18 protein-coding genes are annotated in these 26564 nt (G+C 39.6%); 10 read left to right on the top strand and 8 right to left on the bottom strand.

The features are described from left to right. The first annotated feature begins 6 nt into the window (after window positions 1-6). The 3 genes from PTUN_RS19840 to PTUN_RS19850 all read left to right on the top strand — a co-directional run bounded on the left by PTUN_RS19840 (window position 7) and on the right by PTUN_RS19850 (window position 10221). A complete protein-coding gene (locus PTUN_RS19840) occupies window positions 7-6438 on the top strand; it encodes a hypothetical protein (protein ID WP_009836938.1) in 6432 nt (2143 codons plus the stop codon). Between the two features lie 2 nt (window positions 6439-6440). Beyond that, entirely contained in the window at window positions 6441-8483 is a 2043-nt protein-coding gene (locus PTUN_RS19845) for a PQQ-binding-like beta-propeller repeat protein (RefSeq protein WP_009836937.1), read from the top strand. 250 nt (window positions 8484-8733) lie between these two features. Then, entirely contained in the window at window positions 8734-10221 is a 1488-nt protein-coding gene (locus PTUN_RS19850; protein WP_009836936.1) for a hypothetical protein, read from the top strand. 222 nt (window positions 10222-10443) lie between these two features. Here the strand turns inward: PTUN_RS19850 and hflX are convergent, their stop codons facing one another. The 5 genes from hflX to PTUN_RS19875 all read right to left on the bottom strand — a co-directional run bounded on the left by hflX (window position 10444) and on the right by PTUN_RS19875 (window position 15545). Then, the gene (gene hflX / locus PTUN_RS19855) at window positions 10444-11805 is read right to left on the bottom strand and encodes a GTPase HflX (RefSeq protein WP_009836935.1); all 1362 of its coding nucleotides are present in this window, start codon (window positions 11803-11805) and stop codon (window positions 10444-10446) included. A 288-nt stretch (window positions 11806-12093) separates the two neighbouring features. After that, window positions 12094-12567 (bottom strand): FKBP-type peptidyl-prolyl cis-trans isomerase, encoded by a 474-nt coding sequence (locus PTUN_RS19860; protein ID WP_040643578.1) that lies wholly within the window; start codon window positions 12565-12567, stop codon window positions 12094-12096. A 64-nt stretch (window positions 12568-12631) separates the two neighbouring features. After that, the gene (locus PTUN_RS19865; RefSeq protein WP_009836933.1) at window positions 12632-13720 is read right to left on the bottom strand and encodes an NADH:flavin oxidoreductase/NADH oxidase; all 1089 of its coding nucleotides are present in this window, start codon (window positions 13718-13720) and stop codon (window positions 12632-12634) included. A 29-nt stretch (window positions 13721-13749) separates the two neighbouring features. Beyond that, entirely contained in the window at window positions 13750-14931 is a 1182-nt protein-coding gene (locus PTUN_RS19870; protein WP_040643464.1) for a glycerol-3-phosphate dehydrogenase/oxidase, read from the bottom strand. 161 nt (window positions 14932-15092) lie between these two features. Next, window positions 15093-15545 carry a YaiI/YqxD family protein gene (locus PTUN_RS19875; protein WP_009836931.1) on the bottom strand — a complete coding sequence of 151 codons (453 nt, stop codon included), beginning with the start codon at window positions 15543-15545 and terminating at the stop codon, window positions 15093-15095. A 404-nt stretch (window positions 15546-15949) separates the two neighbouring features. Between PTUN_RS19875 and PTUN_RS19880 the strand changes: the two genes are divergently transcribed. The 3 genes from PTUN_RS19880 (at window position 15950) to PTUN_RS19890 (ending at window position 19593) form a co-directional block, all read left to right on the top strand. Continuing rightward, window positions 15950-16159: a cold-shock protein gene (locus PTUN_RS19880; RefSeq protein ID WP_009836930.1), complete on the top strand. Its 210-nt coding sequence runs from the start codon at window positions 15950-15952 to the stop codon at window positions 16157-16159. Window positions 16160-16269: 110 nt separating this feature from the next. Next, the gene (gene arfB / locus PTUN_RS19885) at window positions 16270-16683 is read left to right on the top strand and encodes an alternative ribosome rescue aminoacyl-tRNA hydrolase ArfB (RefSeq protein ID WP_009836929.1); all 414 of its coding nucleotides are present in this window, start codon (window positions 16270-16272) and stop codon (window positions 16681-16683) included. Between the two features lie 126 nt (window positions 16684-16809). Continuing rightward, on the top strand, window positions 16810-19593 hold the full coding sequence (locus PTUN_RS19890) for an ATP-binding protein (protein WP_009836928.1): 2784 nt from the start codon (window positions 16810-16812) through the stop codon (window positions 19591-19593). A gap of 69 nt (window positions 19594-19662) precedes the next feature. On the opposite strand, the gene deoD is transcribed toward PTUN_RS19890, so the two are convergent. Together deoD and PTUN_RS19900 are read right to left on the bottom strand one after the other, a co-directional pair. Continuing rightward, window positions 19663-20364 (bottom strand): purine-nucleoside phosphorylase, encoded by a 702-nt coding sequence (gene deoD, locus PTUN_RS19895; protein WP_009836927.1) that lies wholly within the window; start codon window positions 20362-20364, stop codon window positions 19663-19665. Window positions 20365-20377: 13 nt separating this feature from the next. Beyond that, complete coding sequence (locus PTUN_RS19900) at window positions 20378-21595, bottom strand: phosphopentomutase (protein WP_009836926.1); 1218 nt, start codon at window positions 21593-21595, stop codon at window positions 20378-20380. Between the two features lie 319 nt (window positions 21596-21914). On the opposite strand from PTUN_RS19900, the gene udk reads away from it, so the two are divergent. The 4 genes from udk (at window position 21915) to PTUN_RS19920 (ending at window position 25745) form a co-directional block, all read left to right on the top strand. Beyond that, entirely contained in the window at window positions 21915-22544 is a 630-nt protein-coding gene (gene udk, locus PTUN_RS19905) for a uridine kinase (RefSeq protein ID WP_009836925.1), read from the top strand. Between the two features lie 16 nt (window positions 22545-22560). Next, the gene (locus tag PTUN_RS19910) at window positions 22561-23784 is read left to right on the top strand and encodes a NupC/NupG family nucleoside CNT transporter (protein WP_009836924.1); all 1224 of its coding nucleotides are present in this window, start codon (window positions 22561-22563) and stop codon (window positions 23782-23784) included. A gap of 24 nt (window positions 23785-23808) precedes the next feature. Then, window positions 23809-24750 (top strand): isopenicillin N synthase family dioxygenase, encoded by a 942-nt coding sequence (locus PTUN_RS19915; protein ID WP_009836923.1) that lies wholly within the window; start codon window positions 23809-23811, stop codon window positions 24748-24750. Window positions 24751-24941: 191 nt separating this feature from the next. Continuing rightward, window positions 24942-25745 (top strand): substrate-binding periplasmic protein, encoded by an 804-nt coding sequence (locus tag PTUN_RS19920; RefSeq protein ID WP_009836922.1) that lies wholly within the window; start codon window positions 24942-24944, stop codon window positions 25743-25745. Window positions 25746-25750: 5 nt separating this feature from the next. Here PTUN_RS19920 and PTUN_RS19925 read toward each other — a convergent pair whose 3' ends face one another. After that, complete coding sequence (locus tag PTUN_RS19925; RefSeq protein ID WP_009836921.1) at window positions 25751-26374, bottom strand: hypothetical protein; 624 nt, start codon at window positions 26372-26374, stop codon at window positions 25751-25753. Window positions 26375-26564: the final 190 nt, after the last annotated feature.

Genomic DNA, 26564 nt, shown 5'->3' on the forward strand with positions numbered 1-26564 from the left:
ACTAAAATGAAAAATAATAACACAGCAGCGCAATGGATTAAGCCATTAATATGGCTCTCAGTTTTATTTATCGGTTTTTTTGCAGAGATTAATCAATCGTACGGATATGGCTGGCTTGATGTTCACCGTTTTCGTCATGGTTGGGTCTTAGCTCGCGGGCTTGTATTAGAAAATGATTCACCTATTTATGTCGAATACGATGACAAGGGAAAAGTTGTAGGGGGGTTGCACAAACTTGCGACTGACCTTCCAGGCGGTACCGTAATTTCAGCTGATTATGTCAATGCAACCTATGATATTTTAGAGGACAACCAACAGCAATATGGTGGTAGTTTGCAGATCATGAGTGTTGACAATTATAACAGTGCCACTTTACTCAATGGCTTAAACAAATCTGTTAAAAAAGTAGAGGTGTCCAATTATTACAAAACTGTAGTTATTCGTGACACTAAAACACTCATCTCTGATTTTCAGCCCCATGTTTTAATGTTAGCGCGGTTTGATTTAAATAGTATTGGACGTCAAACCACTGCCAAATCACTGTTAATTGATAAGTACGGTGCATTGGTTTATGCATCTGACAACACCATTAGCTTTAAATCTGCCTTCTTTGAAGGAGATGAAGGTGAGCAAGCATTGCCGCCTACCTTTAAAGACCTGCGGGATGTTGAAACATATGCACCATTTAAAAATGCATTTGTAGAAGTCCTCGCACCTTATGGTGGGCTTACATCTACAGGAGAGGATGGTCGTTGGGTGTCGCAATATGGTCTGATCCCATGTCCAATGTTCTTTTTTGAATATAATACCAACGTTTGGATGAAGTATTATTATGCTGCATATAACCCAAGAAATTGGAGTCCATATGAATACCAGTGGAAGCCAGGTTATGATGCGTGTATTGGCTATGACGCAATGCAGCCTACTGACCTTGTTGGGTTAATGGTCAAGATAGCAATAATTGGAATTTTGAGCAACATATCAGTAAAGGACTTACCTTATACTTTTTATGTAGATTCCACAGTCGCAACTGGTGGCGCTAAATTAACTAGCTTAGGCAAAAGTGTTTCTATTGGTGCCCAAACTCAATATGTTTACCAAGCCCCAGATTTAGAACCAATAGCTCAGCCGTTGTATGATTTTGATGGTGATTTAATTCCCGAACGGACCTTGTTCGGTAATCTAGATAGTACAGGTCAATTCTCATGCACTCTCGATAAAAGTGCTGCTAGTTATTATGGTGTGTATTTTTCTTCCAAGTATTCAGGTTTGCCTTTGACTGATTGTAATGATGCTAAGGCGGACTTAATTCAACCTGATGTGATGCGAGTGATTGATATCAATCCTGATTTATCTCACCAGGGGTTATTGGGAGAAATTTCCAGCGATGATTTACAAGACACTGATATTTTTATTTTCCGCGAATCAACAGGTATGCTCATTACTCAACGAAAAGGAGTCGACTTACGTGATGGTGTGAGTCATTACGGAACTGAAGATGATACCTTTATGTACGGTATCCTTATGCGTGGTCCAGCAGCAGCTGCCTTTGGGAGTTTCGATGAAAGATTTGAGTCAGGTTTTGCCAGTTATCAATCTCGCTCTCATATGAACCCCGATTTACATCGCCGTGATGCAAACCATTTACGGCCCAATGAACTAATTCGGATAGTATTAATTAATAGGAAAACTGGGTATATAGGTACTTCTTTAAAAAGCTATTCTGATATTGGAAAGTGGAATACTGTTAAAGATTTAATGTCTCGTATAAATATGGGCCCGCCAAATTTATCGATTACCGCAGAGCGTTTTTATACAGCTGATGAAATGTCAAGTAAACCAGGTGATAATAAAAACATCATCAGCTATGAAGGCTCTGCTTCTAGTAAAGATGAAATGATAGTCCTGACTACCGAGTGGCTTGACCATGATGGTACACCTTTACCTAAAGGGCTCGAAGACTATGGTTATACTGGTCGTTTAGCTAAAGTCGGCGGCGCAAATACTCTGGTGACAGCGGGTGGTATGATGGCAAACTTTGCCATCATACCAGGCAGAAATATAGTCCAAATTAAGCTCCCTGGTGATGGAAATACCAATGAACACTTTTACGTTAATGTCAGTGGTGCGCCTATTAGTGAAAACCCGTCATTTGCCGACATTGGTGCAGCAAGCAGCGGGCCATTAGCACACAGACCAAAAAATTATGTTCCATTTAAAGTTCCTGTGTTTGATGAAATTCAGACCACGCTATCGACCTTATTATACAAAAAAGCAAAAAAAGATGGCTTAGCAAACAACTTAGATGCCCCTAAACCGATTTATCATTATCTTTATCGCCCTGAGTATCAATTTAGTACCTACCAATTGAACCTTAAAAAGCTATCTCGCCATACAAATAGTGGAGATGTTATTCACTTACAAGGCAAAAAGCGTCCATTGATTGGTTCAAGTGATAGCATGGTTAAACTTATGTATGATTTAATCGCATCACAACATGAAGCCTTGGAGTTTTTAGGGCAAGGTCAAGAATTGGTTTTTGCACTTGGTGCCGACGAAATCAAAGCCACCATTGGCGAAGATGGACAAATTATCTTCGATCGTCTAGATCATATCGCCAGTCTTGATGTGGAGGATTTTGTTACTTTAAGTCTTTATAACAATACCGACCCCACCAATGTGTTATGGGATTATGCTTTTAGAACCGTGTCCTTAACACCACAAAGAAATACTAAGCTTGATAATAATGCTAATACAATCACTATTACTGCTGATGTAGCAGCAAATTCATATCATGCAGTTTCAGCTAAAATAACTCCGGCTTCAGAAAAACCAGAGAAGTTGAATTGGGGGATAGAAGGCCAAGGATCATTACTTACAAAAGAAACGATGGGGAACAATGGGCTTCATGTCGCAAAAGCAGACCTATCAACTAAAGCTGGAGATAAAACCACATTATATGCTTATTCTGGTGAGGAAAATAACCGCTTTTATAGTTTGTCAGTTGAGACAATAGCTGGATCGCCATTTAGTGTAGAAAAAAAAACGAGTAGTGGTGAAACGGCTATCGCTGGTTTAGGGGAAGCTCAATGGCAGTTTATTGTTAAAGATAAGTTCGGCAATCTAGTTAAAGACGGAACAAACATCCGAGTTTCATCCTTCAGCTTGAATGTTGAGTCAGTGAGTCCAACTATCAATGGCGTGACTACTGTAAAATTAAAAGGAATAAGAGAATCAGGTGATAATGAGTTTGATGTTATAGTTGCTGAAGGAATTTCCTATCCATTCAAGCAATATGTTCATGATATCAATATAGAAGTCAATGTACCTACAGAAGTCGAAATTAAAACTGAGTTAAATTTTAGTGTAAAAGCAAAAAGTACATACGGTAACCTTGAAGGGCTCAATATTGATTTGGCTGTACATAGAGGAAAGTTAGATAAATACGCAGCTTCTCTAACTAGTACAGGTATCCACAATCCTTTATTTTATAGTGGTAATTTCCCCGGAATAGCCCAGTTCTCTGCAAAAATTGCAGGGACAGATAAAATTGCAACACAATCATTTAAGGTTATCCCAAAAGAGGATTACCTTGAATCAAGTATTTTGACATTAGGTGGTGAAACGACGATCGATTTGACAGATGGTAAAACGAGGACATTTGGAAGTAGCACTCGTTTACATGTGAATACAATACCAAATGATAATGTGTCTTTAGAAATCGGTAGTATTTTTGAACCCCCTCTTTATCCGCTGATTGATTACAGCAGCGATTTTGGCATCTTACAGCACAATATATTAACAGATTATTCAAATGGTATTGATGCTATAACCAAAAATATTTCTTTAGTACAATCGAATAAAAAAAATACCATCAACGCTTTTCAGTTTAATAAAACTCAATATAAACAAACTTATATTGATATACCTGAGCATGATAAACTTACTGGATTAACATCAGCAGGTATTAATTTTTCAATTAACTTGAACGATACCAGCTCTTTATCTGAAGAAGTTGAAATCGTTGATTGGGATAACTTTGGCTTAAGACTTAAACTTAATACAGACCAGACTTTAGCTCTTTATATCGATACAGTTGATGGTACTGAATCGCTCATACACTCACAGGTTCTTCAACAAGGCCAATGGCATAATGTTGCGATGCATATCATTGGTGATAAAGTTAAACTAGGTGTATCCGGATCTATAGTAGAGCTTAAGCTAGCATCCTCAATACAAGCAAAGAATACCAAGAGTTATGCACTAAGGTTTACATCAAGCTCTAATCAATTAACTAGCTTTCAATTAACAGAAATAAAGCTCTTTGATTGGTTGAGTGAAGCAACGCTTACATTTGATGATGGCACTTTTAATGCTGATCTAATTGCTGACAATACCGGTAAAGCAGCGATTAAAGTCACAGCTCATCAACCAGTCACCGCTTACAAACGGCTATATCAATCAAGTGCACAACGCACATTACTTGCAAATTTGATAGTCTCAAAAGCGTATGCGGATCAAACCTTTAGTCAATGTTTCGACTTACCTGTAGTCGACCCTAATGATACTGATGCACAGATTAAATTTGTTGAACAATTCACCACATTAGTATTAGATTGTTTTTTCAAAGAAAAAATAAAACAAGCAAAGATTACTTATCAAAAAGCAGAAGGGATTTTTGATGCTTCAGCTGCTCTTGTCCAAGTAGGATTACTGGAGACCACTTATTCTACTTTGAGAGGATTAAAAGATGCATCTATCGTAATTACCAACTGTTTAGATGGTGCAGCTACGGGAGGCAACGACTCCGCTGTTGGTATAGGTTGTGACTTTATCACCAGTATGTTGGCTGTCGGTGATGTACGGGATTTAATAAAGCAGACCTGGAACTATCATATTAGTCCTGATGATTATGATGAACTTGAAGCTAATCTAGCTGCTTTAGGACTTCTAGCATCTGCTGCTCAGCTAATTCCTGGGGCAGGGCAAACAGCAGGGGTTGTAATTAGTGCGGCGTTATCATCTGTAAAAATTATTGTTAAAGTAATTAAACGCTCTAATAAAGCAGGTAAAGGTGCAGGAAGGGCACTAGCTAAACGAATAGCTCGTATTGTTCAGTCAGATAAATCATTAGAGCAAAAAGGTGAGGCTTTTCAAGCTTTACTTCCTTTTATCGAAATGACCGCAGCTATTGTTTTAATTAAAGATGATAACCCAGAAATCTTTGATGTGATGATCAATGCAATTAGTACTGATGACGGGCAAGATGCGATTATAGAGTGGATTGGGGATTATTTCGAACGATTAGAGTCAGAGTTACTAAGAGCTGAAATAAACAAACCCTTTAACCCGTTTAAATATTTAATGTCTTCTGCTTATGCAGATATCTCATCAGACTTACAGAGAAAATTTCTTAAAGAATTAACAACTCTCATTGCGCAAGTGAAAAGAATAAACCCAGAAGCGACTTCCGAAGTCATTGCAGATACCTTTATTGGTGCACTAGAGCAATTTTTACGACTGAGTAAAGACCCGAACTTTATATCGAGCTTAACCAAAGGAAAAGTACAAGATTTCTTAATTTTAAATGCGTTTATTAACGTTAAAAAAATAGGTGGCGACGATACGGTTAAACGGTTTGCGTTACATGCTCCTTACACTTTAGGCTATGGTAAAAATCTCTTTTCTGGGGATGAGTATGTAAAAGCATTTGCTGAACTGCCACTAGATAAGCTTAATCCGCAAAGTCTGCAAGGCTTAAGAGGTATCCTCAATAAATTTCAAAATAATGGAGGGGCTGGAAATAAATTAGGCATTGCCAAAGGTCCCATAGCCCATGCCTTTTTTATTGCGGATATGCTCAAACGCAGTGATGTTGAGATTGAAAACATTGAAATCCTTGATAGGGCAGCGAGTACGACTCGCTTTACCGACTTGGTAGTTAGGATTAACGGGCAGCTGATTAAAGTTGAATTTAAAAATTACTTTGCTGATACTTGGGCAAAAAATTTAGGCAATGGTATGAAAAACAAACCTACTAAAGCCGGGCAGGAAGGAGGCGAAGACTTTGCAGCAGAAGTTGCGGGGCAATTAGCCGAAGACTTAGCTAATTTAGCGGCCAATAAATATAAGGGGTACCAATGGGTATTTACTCCAGATGTATTACCGGACTCCCGTACGCTGACTAAAGCCCCAACAGATGCGGTATTAATAAAACAGCAAGATGAAATACTAGAACATATTATTAGCTTAATTGATGACAATGTATTGACTACGATTATGCAAAAGCAAAATCTAGATAAAGTTGGGCCAATCAAGGATCCTGATAAACGATTGGCATTTAAAGATGGGTTGGTAGAGCAGTTAAAAGAATTACAAAAGTCTGATATGCCATTTATCAGTATTACCAAATTTGAACAGATTATAAAGAGCGATTAATTATGCGAATTTATTACACCCCGGAGCTTGATTGGTTATCTCATCAGGGTTTTGAACCAGAAAACGTTTACCTGTTTTTTAATGAAGGGCTGATGACGTGTTTAAATCAAGGTCAGATAGATTATTTAGGCTACAGTACCGATAAAAATTATCATAATTTTCTCAACCTTGCGAGTGAGCCTCTGTTATATGTGATAGATAAAAATACCAAGCAGGGTGAATTAATGACTAAAAATGGTGAGGTATATAACGCTGTGCCTGAGCCATTTAATAGCCAACCAGCTTTAACAAAAACATCGCCATGTAACACATTATTGTATGTAAGATTATCAGAATATAATGGTCAAAAAGACGTGTCGGTAACCCTCAAAGAGGGGAAGCTAGCAGTGAAACCTTTGTTATTTTCTATAATTTACAAAGTAACCAGCAATTCTATATATGGCTTAGACAGGCAACGACGTAACATACTCAAAACAGACAGTAACTTAGACACCCTCTGGTCTTATGAGTTGGAGTATAAATCAGACTATGGCACCGCCAAAGATGCTTTGTTTCATAATCAGACATTAATCAACTTTATTGGTGCCCGTGAAGAAACCTTTGAACGTACCGATAGGGATGTATTTGAACAATATCGCGGCGGGGCTTTGATTGCCCTTGATACTGACACCGGGCAATTAAAGTGGCAGTTCGAATGTGAGACTTACCTCGATAACTATCAGCTAGATCAGGGGCGCTTATATTACGGGGCTCACGATGGAGTACGTATTTTAGACCCAGACACTGGTGAGCTCTTGCAGTTTATTGCATCAGGCCTCCCTGAACCTAAAAACCACCCACGTTTTCTGTGTTCTGTCTTTGTTGATAAGTCTTATATTTATTTTTGTTACAGTGAATTGGGCCGTTGGTATGTCTATGATAAACACAGCTATCAACAGCTCACCATCTTACAGTTGCCTGAGCATTGTGTGCCGTGGCGGCATATTTTCACTGATAACAATTCAGGCAAGCATTATTTTTACCTCTCGGACTTTACCAAGTATGTTGATCGTAGCTACTTGTTTGAATTAGACCCAAGCAATCTCTTGGCGCCGATTGAGTTTGAAACCAAACCACGCACCGAAGTGGCGTTTGCACCGGTTAATGGCGAGGCAAACAATTGTGACTTAGTGATCACCTTGTACACCCCACGTTTAGACGATGCCTTACGGTTTGGTGAAATCATCACCCGCGATTTAGCGTTGCAACATGGCCGCTCAAAAAGCGCTCCCGACATGTATATTCGTCAATTTGAGCGCTATCCCGATAAACGCTTTAACGGCACCATTCGTTTGCAAGTGGTGGGCTGTCAAGCTGATCCCAGTCTCATCAACGAACGCCTCGCGATTATGGCGCAGCGCTTTGCGACATGGAATCAAGGTTTTCACACCTGTTTATACGGCCATGCTAAAAATGCACAAGGCAAAGTGTATTTGGCGACTTTGTACGCCCAATCAGTGAGTGAACAAGAGCTCGGCACCTTAACCTCATTACAACCACAGCCTAAAAATGACCTCCCTCAGGCGCCTAAAATACCGGTTGAAGACGCATTAATGGATTACCTCACCGATTATGAAAACGGCGAGTTTTCAACGGATGATACCGATTATTTAGCTGAGGCCTTGGCAGTCTCCAATCAGGTGATTACGGGGGCGTATTCAACTAAGCTCATTGGCAGCGCGTACTTTTTACAAGCCTTATATTACTTAGCGAAAGAAGAGGGCGAACAACGCCGTAAAGCCTTAAAAGAGGCCGCACAATGTGGCAATACCAATGCGATGATAGAGTCCTTATTTGCCACCCCTTACCAAGAATGGCACATCGACTTACTCGCCCTCGCGCAAGTGTATAATCAACAGGGCACCGAATTTTGGAATATCCAAGCAGACGTAGAGAGTTGCTTGGAAAAACAAGATGCCGCCACCCGCTCACGCATCGATACACACGCCCAAGAAATACAACAACAGTGGGACAGCGAGCAAAAAACACCGTATTGGATTTTTTAGTGACTGAATGAGGAGACAAAAGTCAGCCCCGCCAGTTAATTTTTAGAACCTCACAGTAGTGGGGCTTTTTTATCACGGCGAGGAAGCTGACCAATTGTTACTTTTCGTTCCTGATTGCGTGCAAGGTGTATCCAGTATAGTATTGAAAAATCAATGAAATAGTAAACAAGAGTGATACGTTTCCTTCCAAAACTGATGGCAGAATATCGTCCGCTCAACAGGGAATAATCACGATACACAAGGTAATAGTATGACAAAATTTTCATTTCATAAGCAACAATTTAAGCCCAAGGATGCACGATGGTTGGCTGAGCGTGAGGCTTTATTTGACAAGGTGAACACTAGATTTGGTCACCATAATAAAGCGAGTGCTGCCACACTGCGTAAATACATCACTAAAGGTGAATGGAACTTGCACAGTCAATACGACATTGGCTTTTGCTCAAAGTTTTTCTTACTGCCTGAGCCCAGTGTTGACTTGTATTTTCAGGTATTAAAGGAAGTGCCTTGGGATGAAGGAAAAAGAGAATTCCGAAATGATGTGTTCAGTATTTTACTGACTGGAAAACTCACAACAATTACGAAATTCTCACCGGCCCTGCTCAAATCGTTATATCAAGTGAGTGTTGATCATTTACAGGAATATAGTGATGAAGAAATTGAGATTGATGGTCTGAGTTATCGTCGTTTCCCTAGTCCTATAGATAAAGGACACCCCAATGTTTTTTTTATGTATTATATTCGAGAAGCGACGAAGTGGCTAAAAGAGCCTTGGAATCAAAACCACACGGGCTTTACTTATTTTATGCCTCATTGGTTTTCGGGCCTTGAGTATTTAAGTTGGCAAGAAGGGAATGAGAATCTCACCCCAGCTTGGTTTTTTGAATTTTGCACCCTGATCCAGCATTACATTCCAGAGCACCTTTCTAACCCAGCAGCTCAGCAAAAAATAGAGTTTGTCGCTAACTTCAAACGCTTTGTAGAAGAAAAAGGGTTAATCAAACCCTACTTGATTGAGCAATGGCAACAAGCCGCGCTTAATACGGAGCAAGAGTGGGAGAAAAAGATCTACCCATGCGATTTCCACACTGATCCAGAAGTCTGGGATAGCTGGTATGAAGGACCTTTCACACCACTCGTCATCAGAATTAATGAAGACTCTGAGGGATTACATGAAAAGCTCATTGAGCTTTTCAATAAAAATAATTTTGGTACAGTAAATGACACACATAAAAAGCGCCGCATTGAGCTGACGCATATATTGACACCTGAATTTATTAACGAATTTCCGAACGATGTGAAAACGACTGGAATTAAAGGTGATTTAACTCGAGTCACCTTGACTCCAGAGTATATGGGTACACCTAATGTCACGTTTAACCTCGACATAATCAGTATAGTGGACTTACCCAAGTTGACAGCTGAAGCTATACCACGGTTAATTATTTTAGAGCGCTCAACAGATCACTATCTGCCAGATTTATCGAGAAGGTACTGTGCCCACCGTCAGTTCATGATAGATGAGGTGAAGAGCGAAACAGGCTACCAGCTATTACGCTATTTTGGTTATACCTATACGGCTAAAGCAGGATTAACCATTCCGCCATGTCCAGGTACTTATTCTAGGTATTTACGAGAATCTGCGTTTGCATTTTTTAATGTTGATTATTCGCCATTAAAACGCAGTACGTCGGCTTTTTTACTTGATGCGCAAGACGATTACCTTTATCTGGATTAAAAAAGTGTGTGCATGAGCTAGCGGTAAACAGAGCCGTTTTTAAAAACACCAAAGCTGTTTTTTCGGTTTGGCTTTTGACCAGTCTATTAATAGAATTATTGACTTTATAGTAATATTTAATACCAGAATCTGTGTAAATACATACACCTCAGTATAAAGGCAACATAAGTTGCCTTTTTCAGATGTAGTATTAAGTAAGTTGGGTATTAAACTCGTTGGTTTTTATTTTGTTTTTTGTTGCATTAATTTATGTAACCGCTCAAGGGCAATGGTGCTGGCGCGTACCGTAATTGCAATACCATCTGCGCCGTATTCTTCGGCTAATACTTTCATATTACTGCGAATTTCTCCGACGATGCCATTGGCTGTGTATGGTACTAAAATTTGCTCATCCTGCATGTCTTTTTCGGAGATAGTGACGATTTTTTGATGCAATGCACTGATATGTAAAGGGTTATGAGTCGACATCATGATGCTATCAGGATATTGCTCAAGTAACTCGCCTTGTTGTTGCAAAGTTAAGTTATCGGATTTATTAAGAATAAGTATTTTAGGTGTCTCATCGACGCCCACTTCCTGCATAACCTCATTAACAACCGCCAACTGTGAGCGAAAGCTCGGGTCGGAGGCATCAACCACATACAGCAATAATGAGGCATCGTGTGCTTCTTCAAGGGTCGAATGAAACGATGCGACTAAATCATGTGGCAGCTTTTTAATAAAGCCAACGGTATCTGAAATTAAAATACGTGGTTGTGTTTCGGGTTGTAATGCGCGTACTGTGGTATCAAGTGTGGCAAATAATTTGTTTTCTACCAGTACTTCACTGCCTGTTAAGGCGCGCATCATGGATGATTTCCCCGCATTGGTATAACCAACGAGTGCCACACAAAAATGCTCGGAACGTTTTTCACGGCGTCCTTGCATTTGACCTTGCACGCTGATGAGTTCCCGGCGCAGCTCGGCAAGTTGGTCGCGCACACGACGACGGTCGAGTTCAAGCGCACTTTCACCTGCGCCTTTGCCCATTTGGCGCTCTTTTGTGCCAATATGTGACTCGCGTAGGCGCGGTGTGAGGTATTTTAAACGTGCGATTTCAACTTGTAAGCGTGCTGTGCGGGTGCGTGCATGACGGCTAAAAATCTCAATGATAATACCGGTGCGATCAAATACTTCAACGCCAAGCTGAGTTTCAACATTACGTAGCTGCGAAGGGCTTAAATCACAGTCAAATACAACCACATCGGCCGTTTTTACTGGCAGTGCGCTGTGTGCGAGTTCCTCGAGAGTTTCATCATCGACATCAGTGCTAAATGTATCGCTTGTTGGTTCTTCTTCATCGAACTCTGCGGCTTGGCTCGCGGTTAATTTTGCCAGCTCAGATAGTTTACCGCTGCCTAATACTGTGATGCGTTTGGTCGATGCTTGTCGCTGTGTTTGGCTGCCAACCACATCAAAACCAAGGGTTGTAACTAGACGTGCCAGTTCGGCTAGCGATTCTTCGGCTTCATGCTCTTTTTGTTGAGGAGTGCGAATAGAAATAAGCAGCGCGCGATGCTGCAAAGCGTTTTGACTAAAGGGCATAATAGCAAACCTCATAGGTGCAAATGATGGCGTGATCCTAAGCTTTTTATTGGTACTTGCCTATGAAATTAACTGATTTTATATCATCTTTTTGCATTGACTTTTAAAAATGTGGTTGCTAGAAATTGAGCGCTTTTAAGCGTTGATTTACAGATGTGGATCAGAAAGCTATATATTTGAAAATAAATAAAAATATTTTAGTTTCAGAAGTTAAAAATAAGAAGTTATAAAGAGGGAGTTGAAATACGGGATAAAACCATTTTGGCGTTTATCCCGTTAATTATACGTTTAGTTTATTGCTAATAATTCGACATCAAAAATCAGTAATGAAGCCGGTGGGATTTTGCCAACGCTGCGATTACCGTAGGCTAATTTGTGCGGGATGAAAAAGCGCATTTTATCGCCTTCTTTCATCAGTTGTAGGCCTTCAGTCCAACCGGGGATCACTTGATTAAGCCCAAAGCTAATCGGCTCACCGCGCTTAACTGAACTATCAAATGTTGTGCCATCGATGAGGGTACCATGATAATGCACATTAACTGTGCTAGTCGCTGCAGGATGAGTTGTGCCATTGCCTTCGCTTAATAATAAATACTGTAAACCAGACGGTGTTTCCATCACGTTTTCAACTTGGCGGTTGGCGGCTAAAAAGGTTTGCTCGGCAGCAATGTTGTTTGCAGCTTGAGCTTTGGTTGCTTGTGCGTTTCGATAGAGGAAAACACATGTCACAGCGATGAGGATAAATAAAATGATATTAGTCATATTAGATTTAGGCATAAATTAATTTGGCTCTAGTTTAAGGGAATTGATCAAAAACGTCATGTAGCTATTGCTGCTTAATTTCATTTGGTACACAACGTAAATATTGGTTTGGGATAGCAATTTTAGCACCAAGCTGTTTTGCGGCATGCCAAGGCCAATGCGGTTGGTAAATAATGGCTCGTGCAAGACCGATGGCATCAGCTTGCTGTGCATTGATGATATCTTCAGCTTGTTGCGGCTCGGTAATAAGGCCTACTGCAATCACAGGAATAGCTACTTTGGCTTTAATGGCTTGTGCAAAAGGCACTTGAAATCCCGGTGCTGCTGGAATGTGCTGCGCAGGACTTAAGCCGCCTGTTGAGACATGGATAAAATCACAGCCCAGTTGAGCTAAGTTTACCGCTAGTTGCTCTGTTTGGACTAAATCCCAGCCACCATCAACCCAATCCGTGGCTGAAACCCGCACTCCTAAAGTGAATTTTTCACCCACAGCCGCTCGTATTGCTGTGAATATTTCAATTAAAAAACGGCAACGATTGGTAAAATTACCACCGTATTGATCGGTTCGGCTATTTGACAGTGGCGATAAAAATTGATGGATTAAATAGCCATGGGCAGCATGAAGTTCAATGCCGTTTAATCCAAGAGCTTGGGAACGTTTGGCAGCCATAACAAATTGGTCGATTAGCAGAGTTATTTGCTGTTGCGTTAATTCTGTAGGTGTTTGAAAATCTTCGTTATACGCCTGTGCTGAACATGATTCAACTTGCCAGCCGTGTAAGTCATCGGCAGCTCTTGCCCCTTGTTTTTGCCAAGGTGTATAGGCCGATGCTTTGCGACCAGCATGAGCGAGTTGAATAAGGATGGGCATGTCGCTGTGAGCTCGGGCAATGCTCAGCGATTGGGCTAAAGCCTGCTGGCAATCATCATCCCAAAGACCTAAATCTAGATGGCTAATGCGCCCTTGTGGGGACACCGCGGTTGCTTCTAAAATCAGTGCTCCAGCGCCAGAATGTAATAGCTGACTCCAGTGAGCAGTATGCCAGTGTGTTGCTTGACCATTATGGGCACTGTATTGGCACATAGGTGCAATAATTATCCGGTTACTTAGCTGACAAGCACCTAATTTAAGTGAAGAAAACAATAAACTCATGATGTAACCTGTGATCAATAAAAGAGAGTTTATTGTAATGGGAGGTCGTCTACATCTGCAATAGGCTGGCGTGGCCCTAGTTGCTCCATTAACCAATCGAGCGAACTTTTGGCAGTACTTCTAAAAGTTGTTAGTTTTCCACCATAGACATTAAGCAGGTTAGGGTGACCATCCGGGCTGTGAAATAAGGTATCACGTGGTTTTGCAAACGCATTGCCTGTTTGTTTTGGTAAGACGCGAACGCCACAAAATGTCGCACTAATTTTTGCTGTAAGTTGCTCTAGATTGCCATGAGCAGGAAAGTAGTGGTGATAAATACCGAGTAAATAATCTTGTTCTTGTTGGCTGGGAATGGGCTTTTGTTCAAGTGATGTGATTTCAAGTTCTGTGGTGCCTAGTAAGGTTTTACCATACCAAGGAATAACAAAAACAACTCGATTATCGAAGCATGACTCAAGATAAACAATGCCATCTTGTGCCGGGATATCAAGTACTAAATGGCTGCCTTGCACCCATTCAATTGCTTCACTTTGCGCTGCAGGAGATACTTTTGCCAACACCTGATTGACCCAAGGGCCAGCTGCATTTATCACCATTTTGGCTTGTGTGGTATTGGCTTGATTATCTTTTAGGTAATGTACAAGGTAACCTTGATAATTCTTCTCAATTTTATTGCATGATGCGCGTGAAGTGATGGCTGCGCCTAATTGTGAGGCGCTGCGAGCAACCGCTTGCGTGAGTAATGCATCGTCAGTTTGTGCATCCCAATATTGAAATACGGTTTTTAACCCATCGTGTTTAAGGCCTTTGAGGGTCTTAACTTGTTCATTGGTTAATGTTTTAAAACGACCTAAAGAGTCAAATCCACTTAAAAGTGCATAAAGTGATAAACCAATGCGAATTTGCCAACTTGGTCGCTGACTTGTTTGATAAATAGGAATATAAAAAGGAATTGGTTTGACTAAGGTTGGTGCGAGCGTCAGTAAGGCTCTGCGTTCATGCAGTGCCTTGTGGACTAAATGAAACTGCGCGGTTTCAAGATAACGCAAACCACCGTGGATCAGCTTACTTGAATTGGCGGAAGTTTGTTGGCCTATTACACCTTGTTCGAGTAGTTGTACCCGATATCCTTGAGCGCTTGCAAATTGTGCAATGCCAACGCCAGTGATGCCACCACCAATAATTACAACATCCACTGCTAAATTTTTCATAGCAACCCCATTGATAATCATCAGACTAACATAGCATAAAAATAAACAGTTAACTCAGCAGCTTAAAATAATTTTATTTCGTTATGCTGCAAACCTAGATACGGTATGGCTAATGGATATTCGTTTTTAAATTAGTAGTTGGCGAAATAATCGCCGTATCATTATTTCATTTGAGCCTGATGTAAGATTTTATCTAGATGGTTTGCGAAGTTTTGTCTATCGGCCTGACTGAGTGCGGCTGGGCCTCCCGTGTGAATGCCACTGGCGCGTAAGGTATCCATAAAGTCGCGCACATTTAGGCGAGATTTTATATTTTCTTTCGTAAACAATTCTCCACGATGACTCAGTGCTTGTCCCCCTTTTGTTATGATTTCGTCCGCTAAAGGAATGTCGCTAGTAATGACTAAATCATTTGGATTACAGCGCCGTACGATTTCATTGTCTGCGACATCAAATCCTGCACTGACCTGTAATGTTTTAATATAAAGAGAAGGGGGGACTTTTAAAGGTTGATTGGCAACAAATAGAGCGACTATTTTGGTCCGCTCAGCGGCGCGGTATAAAATATCTTTAATTACGATTGGACAGGCATCGGCATCAACCCAAATATTCATCTTTTCACTTCACATTTAATCATTTTAGATAGAGAACAACATGATCGGATGCATCAGGGTTTTTGTAAAGACTCAGGCCTTCAAAAAGTGTGGAATGCTGGTTGATTTGAGTAATTACTCAAAAGTCTTTTTACCTTTGAATAAAAAAACGTAAATTAATCAGTGGTAAAGCAACTAAAAAAAAGATAGTAAACAGGCTTGATTTAATTGAGGATACCCTTTGACTGTTGTTAAAACTTATATATAATGATCTTGTCTGAAAGTAAGTCTAGTATTTATGCACACCATTTTGATGTTTTATTTACAGTACCGATGTCCTGTTTTTAAAAAAGTAATGGCAGCACTTCCAGCCGAATTGTCTCAATTTTGAGACTTTATTATTTTTGATTTAATAGGATAGAATTATGTCTACAACTACTACTGGTACAGTTAAATGGTTCAACGAGTCTAAAGGCTTTGGTTTCATCGAGCAAGAAAACGGTCCAGACGTTTTCGCACATTTCCGTGCTATCACTGGTACTGGTTTCAAAACACTTGTTGAAGGCCAAAAAGTACAGTTCAAAGTAACTCAAGGTCAAAAAGGTCCTCAAGCTGAGGAAATCGTAGTACTTTAATTAGTACTCGACTAAACCAATTGGTTTAGACCTTCAGGCTTAGCGCTTGAACTAAAAAAGGCGATACTGAAAAGTATGGCCTTTTTTGTTTGTTTTAAATTAAGGTTTTTATGTTAGTTATTTCCAATAATGTCACTATCGCTGAGTGGGAACTTGAATTTAGTGCCATCAGAGCACAGGGCGCGGGTGGCCAAAATGTTAATAAAGTGTCTAGTGCGATTCACTTGCGATTCGATATTACCAATTCAAGTTTACCTGCATTTTATAAAGAACGATTATTAGCGTATTCAGATAGCCGGATCACAAAAGAGGGCGTAGTGATCATTAAAGCTCAGCAATATCGTGATCAAGCTCAAAATAAACAAGATGCACTGGAACGATTGGCTGAATTAATAAAACTTGCAACAAAAGTTGAAAAAGCGCGCAGGGAAACACGCCCAACACGCAGTTCTCAAAAAAAGCGGATGGATAAAAAAACACAAAAAAGTCAAACTAAATCTATGCGCGGCGCAGTGCGCTTTTAAATAAAGCTAAATGGAGGCAAAAATTAATAACTCTGTTACTCTTAGTTCATAAAAATTATAAACTTTTTGTAAATTTGTGCTGAATTTTACATTATTAGCAGCTAAGAAAATAAGAGTATCGCCCTTGTGCAATTAAACATCTTTATTCGTAGTCCCTTCTTTTTAAAAGCCATTTTATTAGGCCTGTTAGGTGGTGGAATTAATTTGGTTCCGCTCTATTTCTTGTCGATGACGGAATTCCTTTTTGGTCAAGCGTTTGCGCTGTATGCACTTATTTTTTATGGTCGTCGTTATGCATTGCTAACAAGTGCGATTGCTGCAAGTTTTTTATGGATAAAATGGGGCCACGCTTGGCCTAGTATTGCATTTTTACTTGAAATTTTCTGGTTGGCACATTTCTGTCTACAACGAAAACATCCCTTACTTGGCTGGGGAATTGTTTATTGGTGTTTGATTGGTTTACCCATTTTAGCTGTAATTGGCTTTTTTATCATGCAGTTACCTCAGTTGGCATTAATGACTGCACTGGTCAAGTATTTACTCAATGCGCTGGTTTGCCTGGCTGTTGTTGATATTATTGGTTTTTATTCAAAGCAGTATTTTTCAAGCGGTGAAACTCAATTGCCGTTAATAAAATTATTGCGTTATAGCGTGAGTTTATTAGTTGGGCTTGCATCGCTCATTATTACTTTAATTTTAATTAATTATAATCATCAAAATGTTGAAAATTATGTTCATGCTCAACTCAATGAAAAAGCAAATGATATCGCAATTGCCGTTGATCAGTATTTAAACGAGCATGGAAAAATTATTGCGGCACAAGCTGATGCTGTTAGTGTAGGGCTCAAACTAGACAGTGCCTTAAACATAATTTCCGAACGTTATCCTGCTTTTATTACAACGTTAGCGACAGATGAAAAAGGTAATGTGGTTGCCGCTACTCCTACCGATTTATTAGATAAACTCCGAGATGGGCACGTATCAGTCGCTGATCGAGATTATTTTTTACAAAGCAAACAAAATACAGAAACTTATATTTCACCGACATTTGAAGGACGAGGGTTTGGCAATGATCCGATAGTGGCCGTTGCTCATGGTATTTTTAAAGACACTGAATTTAAAGGAATTATTGAAGGTTCTCTTAATTTAGAAGCTTTTTCAGCGTTTAGACCACAATTATTTGATCACAATGTTGAGTTATTAATTTTAGATGGTGCTCAAAAAGTTGTTTTTAGCTCAAAAAATTTGACCTATCAGGTACTTGAAAAGTTAACACCACAACAAATTACTGCATTTATTAATACTGAAACTACTCCCGCATTTATCGATAAAGCGCAAAACTCATATTTTAGTGGCATAAAAAAATCTTCACATTATCAATGGCATGTAGTGTTATTGCTCGATAGATCCCATATTGATGTGCTTGCTGCCAAATCATGGTTAAAAGCAATGTCGATATTAATGTTGGTGACATTATTAGTTTTTATTTTTATCGCACGCTTAAGTCGTTGGTTAGTGGCACCCATTGAGTTATTGACTCAAAAAATGCAGGATTTTAAACCTGAAAATAATGCTAAGCAGTCAACGTTAATTGAAAGAAGCTGGTTTGAAGTTGATACCTTACATCAGCAATTTATTGAGTTAGCAAACAGTTTAAATGTTAACTTTCAAGCATTAGCTGCATCGAACCAAAAAAATGAAGAGTTAAATAATAAGCTCAGTGAGTTCAACCATGAACTTGCGATAGAGGTAGAGCGAAAAACATTTGAGCTAACACAAAGTGTACACATTGCAGAGCAGGCAAACAAAGCTAAATCTATCTTTTTGGCCAATATGAGTCATGAAATCCGTACTCCTATGAATGGGATGATGGGGATGTTAAGTATTGTATTAAAACAGCCCTCACTTAACCCTGATGTAGTAGATAAACTGCAACTAATTCAAAGTAGTGCGCAAACCTTAATGCAAATTTTAAATGATATTTTAGATTTTTCTAAAATTGAAGCGGGGCAACTGACGATTGAACAAGCTCCTGTTGATTTAAAAGCTGTATTTAAAGAATCGTGTGATATTTTTTTGATGTCCTCAATTAAACCAAATGTCGAATTCCGTCTCGAAGGCATAGAAAATCTGCCTGATCAGTTACTCTGTGATGCGCTAAGGTTACGTCAAATCATTGTTAATTTACTCACCAATGCAGGAAAGTTCACACCTTGTGGCCACATTAAAGTCTTGGTTAGTTATGATGAAGAGTACCTAAGATTTAGCGTTGCTGATACTGGAATTGGTATCGCAAAAGAGAAACAAGCCCTTCTTTTTAATGAGTTTAGTCAAGCGGATGTATCTACAACGCGAAAATATGGTGGCACAGGGTTAGGGCTTGCAATTTGTTCACGTTTGGTGACTTTATTGGAAGGCAATATTGAGTTACAAAGCGAAGAAGGAAAGGGAAGTTGCTTTACTGTTTCATTGCCTATGAAAGCCCCCGAAGAATTAAAAGAGCATGATGAACCTTTAAATAAGTCGCTTGATTTTACAGGTCATTCAATATTACTGGTTGAAGATAACCCGATTAATCAGCTTGTTGCGCAAACTATGTTACGTGCTTTTGGATTTGATGTATCAGTTGCCGAAAATGGTCAGGTTGCACTTGATATGCAAGTTCAGCATCAATTTAAAATAATCCTAATGGACTGTCAGATGCCGATTATGGATGGTTATACTGCAACTCAAACGATACGATTAGAGCCAGATGTTTATGGTAAGCCAATTATTATCGCATTAACCGCCAATGCGTTTATGGAAGATAAAGCAGCATGTTATGGCGCTGGTATGAATGATTTTATTAGTAAGCCGATTGATGAACAGTATTTAATGAAAGTACTCACAAAGTGGAGCGTGCAAGATTAAATCAGCGCAATAAAAAAGCCGCGTCCTGCGGCTTTGGTTACAACTGTTAGAAGGTACAATAATAAATTATCAAATTGATTCTAGGGCAATTTTAACCATTTCATTGAATGTGTTTTGACGCTCTTCAGCTGGTGTTGCTTCACCCGTGATCACATGATCACTCACTGTAAATAGTGCCATAGCTTTAACGCCGTACTCAGCCGCTACGCCGTATAAACCGGCTGTTTCCATATCAACTGCCAATACGCCTAATTTATCTAAGTCAGCATAAAAAGTCGGGTCTGCTTGGTAGAATGTATCTGTGGTGAATACATTACCCACTTTTACATTGACGCCTAAGTTACGAGCTGCGTTAACGCCATTTTCGAGTAAACCAAAATCCGCAATCGCTGCAAAATCATAACCACGAACACGGGCACGATTAACATTTGAGTCTGTGCTTGCGCCTTGAGCGAAAATAACGTCACGAATTTTTATTTCTGATCCAATACCGCCACAAGTGCCAATACGGATAAGATTTTTTACGTTGTAGCTACAAATTAGTTCGCGAGCATAAATAGACATTGATGGGATCCCCATACCAGATGCCATAATGCTGACAGGTTTACCTTTGTAAGTTCCTGTAAAGCCGAACATATTGCGCACGCCAGTGACTTGACGCGCATCGTCTAAAAAGTTCTCTGCAATATATTGAGCGCGAAGAGGATCGCCTGGCATTAGAACTGTTTCGGCAAAATCGCCTAAAGTTGCGTTGATGTGAGGAGTGCTCATAAAAACTATCCTGTTAATTAGCTTTATTAAGTGATTGAGCGAAACTTTCGCCGTATTCCATTGCAGGTAAATCAAACCACTTTGCAAGTGTTTGACCTATGTCTGCAAAACTATTTCGTTCTCCTAAATTGATAGGAGTCATATTCGGTTGATAAGCAAGGACCGGAACATATTCACGAGTATGATCTGTGCCTGGCCATGTCGGATCGCAGCCATGATCAGCTGTGATTATCATTACATCATCAGGGCGTAATAATGCTATCAGTTTTGGTAAATATGCGTCGAACTCGGCTAGAGCTTGGGCATAACCTACCGCATTACGACGGTGGCCAAACTTTTCATCAAAATCAACTAAGTTGGTAAAAATGATGCTTTTTTCAGGTGCAGTACTCATGACTTCGGCTGTTTTGTCGAGTAAGTTATTTAGCCCTGATGCTTTAAATTTTTGCGTGATCCCTTGATGGGCATAGATATCTGAAATTTTCCCTATGCTTATCACTTGACCATCTGCTTGGGCTAATTTATCAAGCACAGTTGGCGCGGGGGGAAGCACGGCGTAATCACGACGATTACCTGTGCGGGCAAATTCCGCGGCCGTTTCGCCTAAAAATGGGCGAGCAATGACGCGACCGATATTCATATCATCGAGTAATTCACGGGCAACTTCACATATTTGATAGAGTTTTTCTAAGCCGAAGTGAGCTTCATGGGCTGCAATTTGAAATACTGAGTCAGTCGAGGTATAACAAATCGGTTTTCCGGTTTGAATGTGTTCCTCGCCAAGTTGCTCTAAAATTGTAGTGCCTGATGCATGGCAATTACCGAGTATGCCAGCAATACCAGTTCGTTTAACTAATTCATTAATAAATTCATCATCAAAACAAGGCACTGTCTGAGGGAAATATCCCCAGTCAAATAAAACAGGTACGCCCGCCATTTCCCAGTGTCCTGAGGGAGTATCTTTACCGGTTGATAATTCTTTGGCATAGCCATAAGCGGCAATAGGAGCAAAGCTTTGTGCTATTTGGCAGATTGTACCACTTGCTTGTTGGCAAGCTTCGATTAAACCTAGTTTGGATAAATTAGGTAATGCTAATTTTTGACCTGTTTCACCATGATAGGCTGCAAGCAGATGGGCCAACGTATTGGCTCCGGTATCACCAAAAGTATGGGCGTCAGGTGTCGCACCTATGCCTAAACTATCGGCCATTAAAATAATTGCTCTTGCCATTGGATTCCTCACAATAGGTTAATTTTAGATTAACCTAGACCTCAAAAATTGCTTCTAGTATAGCTAAACTATGTTGCTTATCGATTGCAAGCAATATCAAGTTGGGCATACTTTTTAAAAAAATTGCTGAAACCGTCTGAAAGTCTCATCAGTCATTACACTTTATGATTTTGTTGATTTTGTCGTACAGGACAATTGTCCTGTTTGCTCTTTGGCAAAAACGATAAATTTGCGGCTTTGAAAGCGTCAATTGAGATTCTTTTTTTCTTTTTTGGTATTGTTAGGCTCTTTGAGTTTAATTCTTTAGGTGTGAATACTTGTGACCCGAACTATTATAGCCATTGCTGGTGCTTCAGCTTCAGGTAAGTCTTTGTTTAGCCAGACAATATATAGTGAATTGGTCAATGAGCTCGAACCAGGTGCAATTGCTATCATTGAAGAAGATGCATATTACCGCGACCAATCTCATTTGCCTTTTGCTCATCGTACGCAAACAAATTACGATCATCCTGATGCGTTTGAGCATGAACTGATGCTGTCACATTTGAATCAATTACGTCAAGGCGAGTCGGTTGATGTACCAATTTATGATTATGCACAACATACGCGCAGTGATAAAACCAGAAAAGTACTGCCAGCAAAAATTTTAATTGTTGAAGGTATTTTATTACTGTGTGATAAAAAATTATGTGATGAATTTAATATTAAAGTGTTTATTGATACACCACTTGATATTTGTCTAATGCGCAGAATGAAACGGGATATGGAAGAGCGTGGTCGTTCTTTGCAATCTGTGATTGAACAATATACATCGACGGTAAGACCAATGTTTTATCAATTTATTGAGCCGTCAAAACATAACTCTGACCTTGTGGTCACCCGTGGTGGTAAAAATCGTGTCGCGATCGATATCATTAAAAGCAAAATAAAACAGCTATTACAACAATAATAATGGGAACAAATTGATGACAACGATCATGAGTTTAGTCGGCATGGCATCACTGCTTTTGGTGGCCTTTTTAGCGTCGACAAACCGCAAGGCGATTAGCCTAAGAACCGTAGGGATTGCATTTTTAATGCAATTTATAATTGGCGGATTTGTATTATTTTCTGAAGCTGGAAAAAATACGCTAGTTTCGGTTTCCTCAGCCGTTTCTTCCGTGATTGGTTATGCCAATAATGGTATTTCATTTTTATTTGGTTCATTAGCGCAGCAAGACACCTTAGGGTTTATTTTTGCGATTCAAGTATTGCCTGTGATTGTGTTTTTCTCTGCGTTAGTCGCCGTGCTTTATCATATCGGTATCATGGATTGGATCATTAAGATTTTGGGTGGTGCGCTACAAAAGCTCCTTAAAACATCACGCACAGAGTCATTGTCGGCAACTGCGAATATTTTTGTTGGCCAAACTGAAGCGCCTTTAATTGTAAAACCATTTATTGCCACGATGACAAAATCAGAGCTTTTTGCGGTAATGGTTGGTGGTTTGGCGACAGTTGCAGGCTCGGTGATGGCCGGTTATGTGATTATTGGGGTTGAACTAAAGTATTTAATTGCAGCCAGCTTTATGGCAGCACCGGGTGGTTTCTTGATGGCCAAAATGATGGTGCCAGAAACTGAAACACCAAAAGATACCTTGGCAGACATTGATAATACTGAAGACAAACCTGTTAATGTAATTGATGCTGCGGCATCGGGTGCGGCAAATGGTATGCAGTTAGCGCTCAATGTTGGTGCTATGTTATTAGCCTTTGTTGCTTTAATCGCATTACTGAACGGTTTATTAGGTGGCATTGGTGGTTGGTTTGATCACCCAACCCTGACATTGCAAGAAATTTTAGGTTATGTATTTGCACCAGTAGCATGGTTATTAGGTGTACCGTGGAATGAAGCAGTGATTGCTGGTAGTTTCATTGGACAAAAATTAGTGGTCAATGAGTTTGTTGCTTATTTAGACTTCATTAATTATCGCGATACGTTAAGCGCGCATACACAAGCAATTATTACGTTTGCGCTGTGTGGTTTTGCTAACTTATCGTCGATTGCAATACTACTAGGCGGATTAGGTGGCATGGCACCTAGTCGTCGCAAGGATATCGCCCGCCTAGGGCTCAGAGCGGTCATGGCAGGTTCTATGGCCAATCTGATGAGTGCCGCCATCGCCGGCTTTTTCCTATCGCTAGGATAAGGTCAGCTATGTTAAGGACATTTAATGACAATTAGAACAATTCCAACATTAGATATTTCGCGTTTTAACTCAGATAAAGCGAACTTTGTTGCAGAACTAGGCAAAGGATACCGTGAGTTTGGTTTCTGTGGCATTGTTGGTCACGGTATTGATACCGAATTGGTTGCAAAGGCGTATGATGCAATTCGTACTTTTTTTGCTCTACCAACCGATGTGAAGCAGCAATATAGTGCTGCTAATATCGGCGGTGCCCGTGGTTACACCGGTATGGGTGTTGAGAAAGCCAAAGATAATCCACATCCAGACTTAAAAGAGTTCTGGCATGTAGGGCGTGAACTTGCACCAGAACAGTTGGTTGAAGGTTTATTCCCAAATGTTTGGCCTACTGAAGTACCGCAATTTAAAGCTGATGTTTATCCGCTTTATCAGGCGCTTGATGATCTTGGTCGCCAAGTTTTGTCTGCACTGGCGTTATTTTTGGGGCAAGATGAACACTATTTTGACGATAAAATTGACCATGGTAATTCAATTTTGCGTCCGCTTCATTATCCTCCTATTTTACAGGGAGAAACACCGGCTGTTCGAGCGGGTGCACATGAAGATATTAATTTTATAACACTGCTTGTCGGTTCTGAGGAGGCTGGTTTGGAAGTCCTCACTCGTGATGGTGAGTATATTCCTGTGACAACAATTCCAGGCACGATTGTTGTTAATATCGGGGATATGCTGCAAAGGTTGACGAATAATGTGCTACCGTCAACAACCCATCGTGTGGTTAATCCACCGGGTGATGGCGCCAAACACAGCCGATTCTCAGTTCCGTTTTTCTTACACCCGAATCCAGAGTTTATGATTGAAACTTTGGCAACGTGTGTGACCGAAGATAACCCTAATCGTTATCCGGAGTCGATTTCGTCAAATGATTATTTGACTGAACGCTTAATTGAGATTGGTTTAATTAAGTGATCCCGAAAGGGAATGTCTAAGTCTTAAGGGGTTAAGACCGACACAAAATTTGAACGATACTAGAGCAAAGGGCCGCAAGGCCCTTTTTTTGATCCTGCGTAACTTTAGTCGTAATTGGGTAGTTAGTCCTTGTTTGTTAGAGGCAGTATAGGCATAGTTAAGCAGGTATTTAATTTGGTTATAATTAGTGAATGAAAACTTCATTTATTCAGATGTTTAGAGTTATTTTTTGCTTTTTAATCACGTATTTTTCAATCGGCAATGTCTTAGCAGCTTCAACTGAAAAAACAGAACTGATTATTGGCCTTGGTAATTTTGAACCACTTTTTTCTGAACCTGATAAAGCATCTTTATTTAAAGATTTAATTGATGGTGTGTTCAGCTATTTGCCGCAGTACCAGCTAAGCTATCGCTATATGCTGTCAAATGGTCGGTTAGAACAGGCGCTTGCAGAAAAACAGCTCGATGGGGCTGCAAATATTTTTAGAAGTCCAACAGCAAGTACCTGCTTAACCAAACCTTTTTTTCGTTTTACCGATGTTGCTGTGAGTAAAAAAGATAAAGTAATATCGATGAAACAAGTATCACAACTGGCTAATTATTCTGTGGTCAGTTATCAAAATGCAACAACCTTGCTTGGTGATGAATACCGCAATATTGTGAGCCATAATCAACGTTATCAAGAAGTTTCTCGACCAGAGCAACAAGCTTTATTGTTGTCACAAGGATTAGTGGATGTAAGTATTGGGGATAAATACATTTTTTTGTATAGCTTGAAGCAGCTAAGTAAAAAAGCAACTAGCGTAAACGAGTTCGATTTTCATTATATATTTCCTGCCGGATATACGTCTATGGGGTTTAGTCGTCCATCTTTATGTGTCCAAGTCAATGATGCAATTGATCAATTTATCAGTAGTGGTGGTTATGAAGCTGTGTATCAAAAACATTTAATAACTCTTGGCTATGACACTCAACCACTGATAGCCCCTCAGTAATGCGATTAACTTGGTAAATTAGTACTGATTTTTTTCTTTTTATTAATCACGCCATCATAATACGTTCCCATCAGAAGTTTAAGCTCCTCCTGATAGCGCCTTAATTCAGATTTAAGTAACGTATTTTCTTGTTTATTAACATTAAAATCGTTTTGCATATGAAGGAATTCAGCGGTTTGTTTATTGAATAGCGTATTTATTTTTTGTAATTTTTCATCACTTAATTTGAGTGCATGATTCAATTGTTGATTACGTTCATTTAAATCTCTGCAATGGTGATTGAGTACTTTTTGACTCATTTGTAGCTCTTCGACTTGTGCACTTAGTTCGTTAAATTCTTGCTCATTATGTTTTGGAACTTGATTTGCTGATAATTGTTCAGATTGACTTGCCAATACACTTTCGAGCTGTTGATTACTAAGTTGCCACTGTTTTTCAACGATCTCAATATGCGCCAGCTGCATTTTATTGCGCTTGTTAAGCTGAGCTATTTGATTATTTAATGCATTGATTTGGTTGTTTTTGTCATCAAGTAGGCGTTCAAATGCTTGCTCAATATTAAATTGCATTTGTTGATTGCTTTCCAATAAATCAGCTTCTAAAGAGTGTTCTTGAGTTTGAAGTTCCATTTTAACCACACGTTTTTGAAATTGTGCGAAGACTTTAGGGTATTGGCTTGGGGAAAGTTTTGATATCGATCAGGATTTATTTCATTTTTAGGTATTTTTTATAAAAAAGATCACGTTTATGATTTTTAAAGACTTGAACCGATTATTGAATATTTCGATTCGATATAACGATATTCGAATAAAATCTTAC

This window comes from Pseudoalteromonas tunicata, assembly GCF_002310815.1.
Taxonomy (GTDB): Bacteria; Pseudomonadota; Gammaproteobacteria; order Enterobacterales; family Alteromonadaceae; genus Pseudoalteromonas; species Pseudoalteromonas tunicata.

Excerpts from the sequence above, each read along its gene's own strand:
- deoD (WP_009836927.1), bottom strand. The coding sequence starts at position 20,364 with ATGAGCACTCCTCACATCAACGCAACTTTAGGCGATTTTGCCGAAACA.
- PTUN_RS19865 (WP_009836933.1), bottom strand. The coding sequence starts at position 13,720 with ATGAGTTTATTGTTTTCTTCACTTAAATTAGGTGCTTGTCAGCTAAGT.
- PTUN_RS19915 (WP_009836923.1), top strand. The coding sequence starts at position 23,809 with ATGACAATTAGAACAATTCCAACATTAGATATTTCGCGTTTTAACTCA.
- PTUN_RS19900 (WP_009836926.1), bottom strand. The coding sequence starts at position 21,595 with ATGGCAAGAGCAATTATTTTAATGGCCGATAGTTTAGGCATAGGTGCG.
- PTUN_RS19860 (WP_040643578.1), bottom strand. The coding sequence starts at position 12,567 with ATGACTAATATCATTTTATTTATCCTCATCGCTGTGACATGTGTTTTC.
- PTUN_RS19845 (WP_009836937.1), top strand. The coding sequence starts at position 6,441 with ATGCGAATTTATTACACCCCGGAGCTTGATTGGTTATCTCATCAGGGT.
- PTUN_RS19840 (WP_009836938.1), top strand. The coding sequence starts at position 7 with ATGAAAAATAATAACACAGCAGCGCAATGGATTAAGCCATTAATATGG.
- PTUN_RS19880 (WP_009836930.1), top strand. The coding sequence starts at position 15,950 with ATGTCTACAACTACTACTGGTACAGTTAAATGGTTCAACGAGTCTAAA.
- PTUN_RS19925 (WP_009836921.1), bottom strand. The coding sequence starts at position 26,374 with ATGGAACTTCAAACTCAAGAACACTCTTTAGAAGCTGATTTATTGGAA.
- PTUN_RS19850 (WP_009836936.1), top strand. The coding sequence starts at position 8,734 with ATGACAAAATTTTCATTTCATAAGCAACAATTTAAGCCCAAGGATGCA.
- PTUN_RS19910 (WP_009836924.1), top strand. The coding sequence starts at position 22,561 with ATGACAACGATCATGAGTTTAGTCGGCATGGCATCACTGCTTTTGGTG.
- PTUN_RS19920 (WP_009836922.1), top strand. The coding sequence starts at position 24,942 with ATGAAAACTTCATTTATTCAGATGTTTAGAGTTATTTTTTGCTTTTTA.
- arfB (WP_009836929.1), top strand. The coding sequence starts at position 16,270 with ATGTTAGTTATTTCCAATAATGTCACTATCGCTGAGTGGGAACTTGAA.
- PTUN_RS19875 (WP_009836931.1), bottom strand. The coding sequence starts at position 15,545 with ATGAATATTTGGGTTGATGCCGATGCCTGTCCAATCGTAATTAAAGAT.
- PTUN_RS19870 (WP_040643464.1), bottom strand. The coding sequence starts at position 14,931 with ATGAAAAATTTAGCAGTGGATGTTGTAATTATTGGTGGTGGCATCACT.
- hflX (WP_009836935.1), bottom strand. The coding sequence starts at position 11,805 with ATGCCCTTTAGTCAAAACGCTTTGCAGCATCGCGCGCTGCTTATTTCT.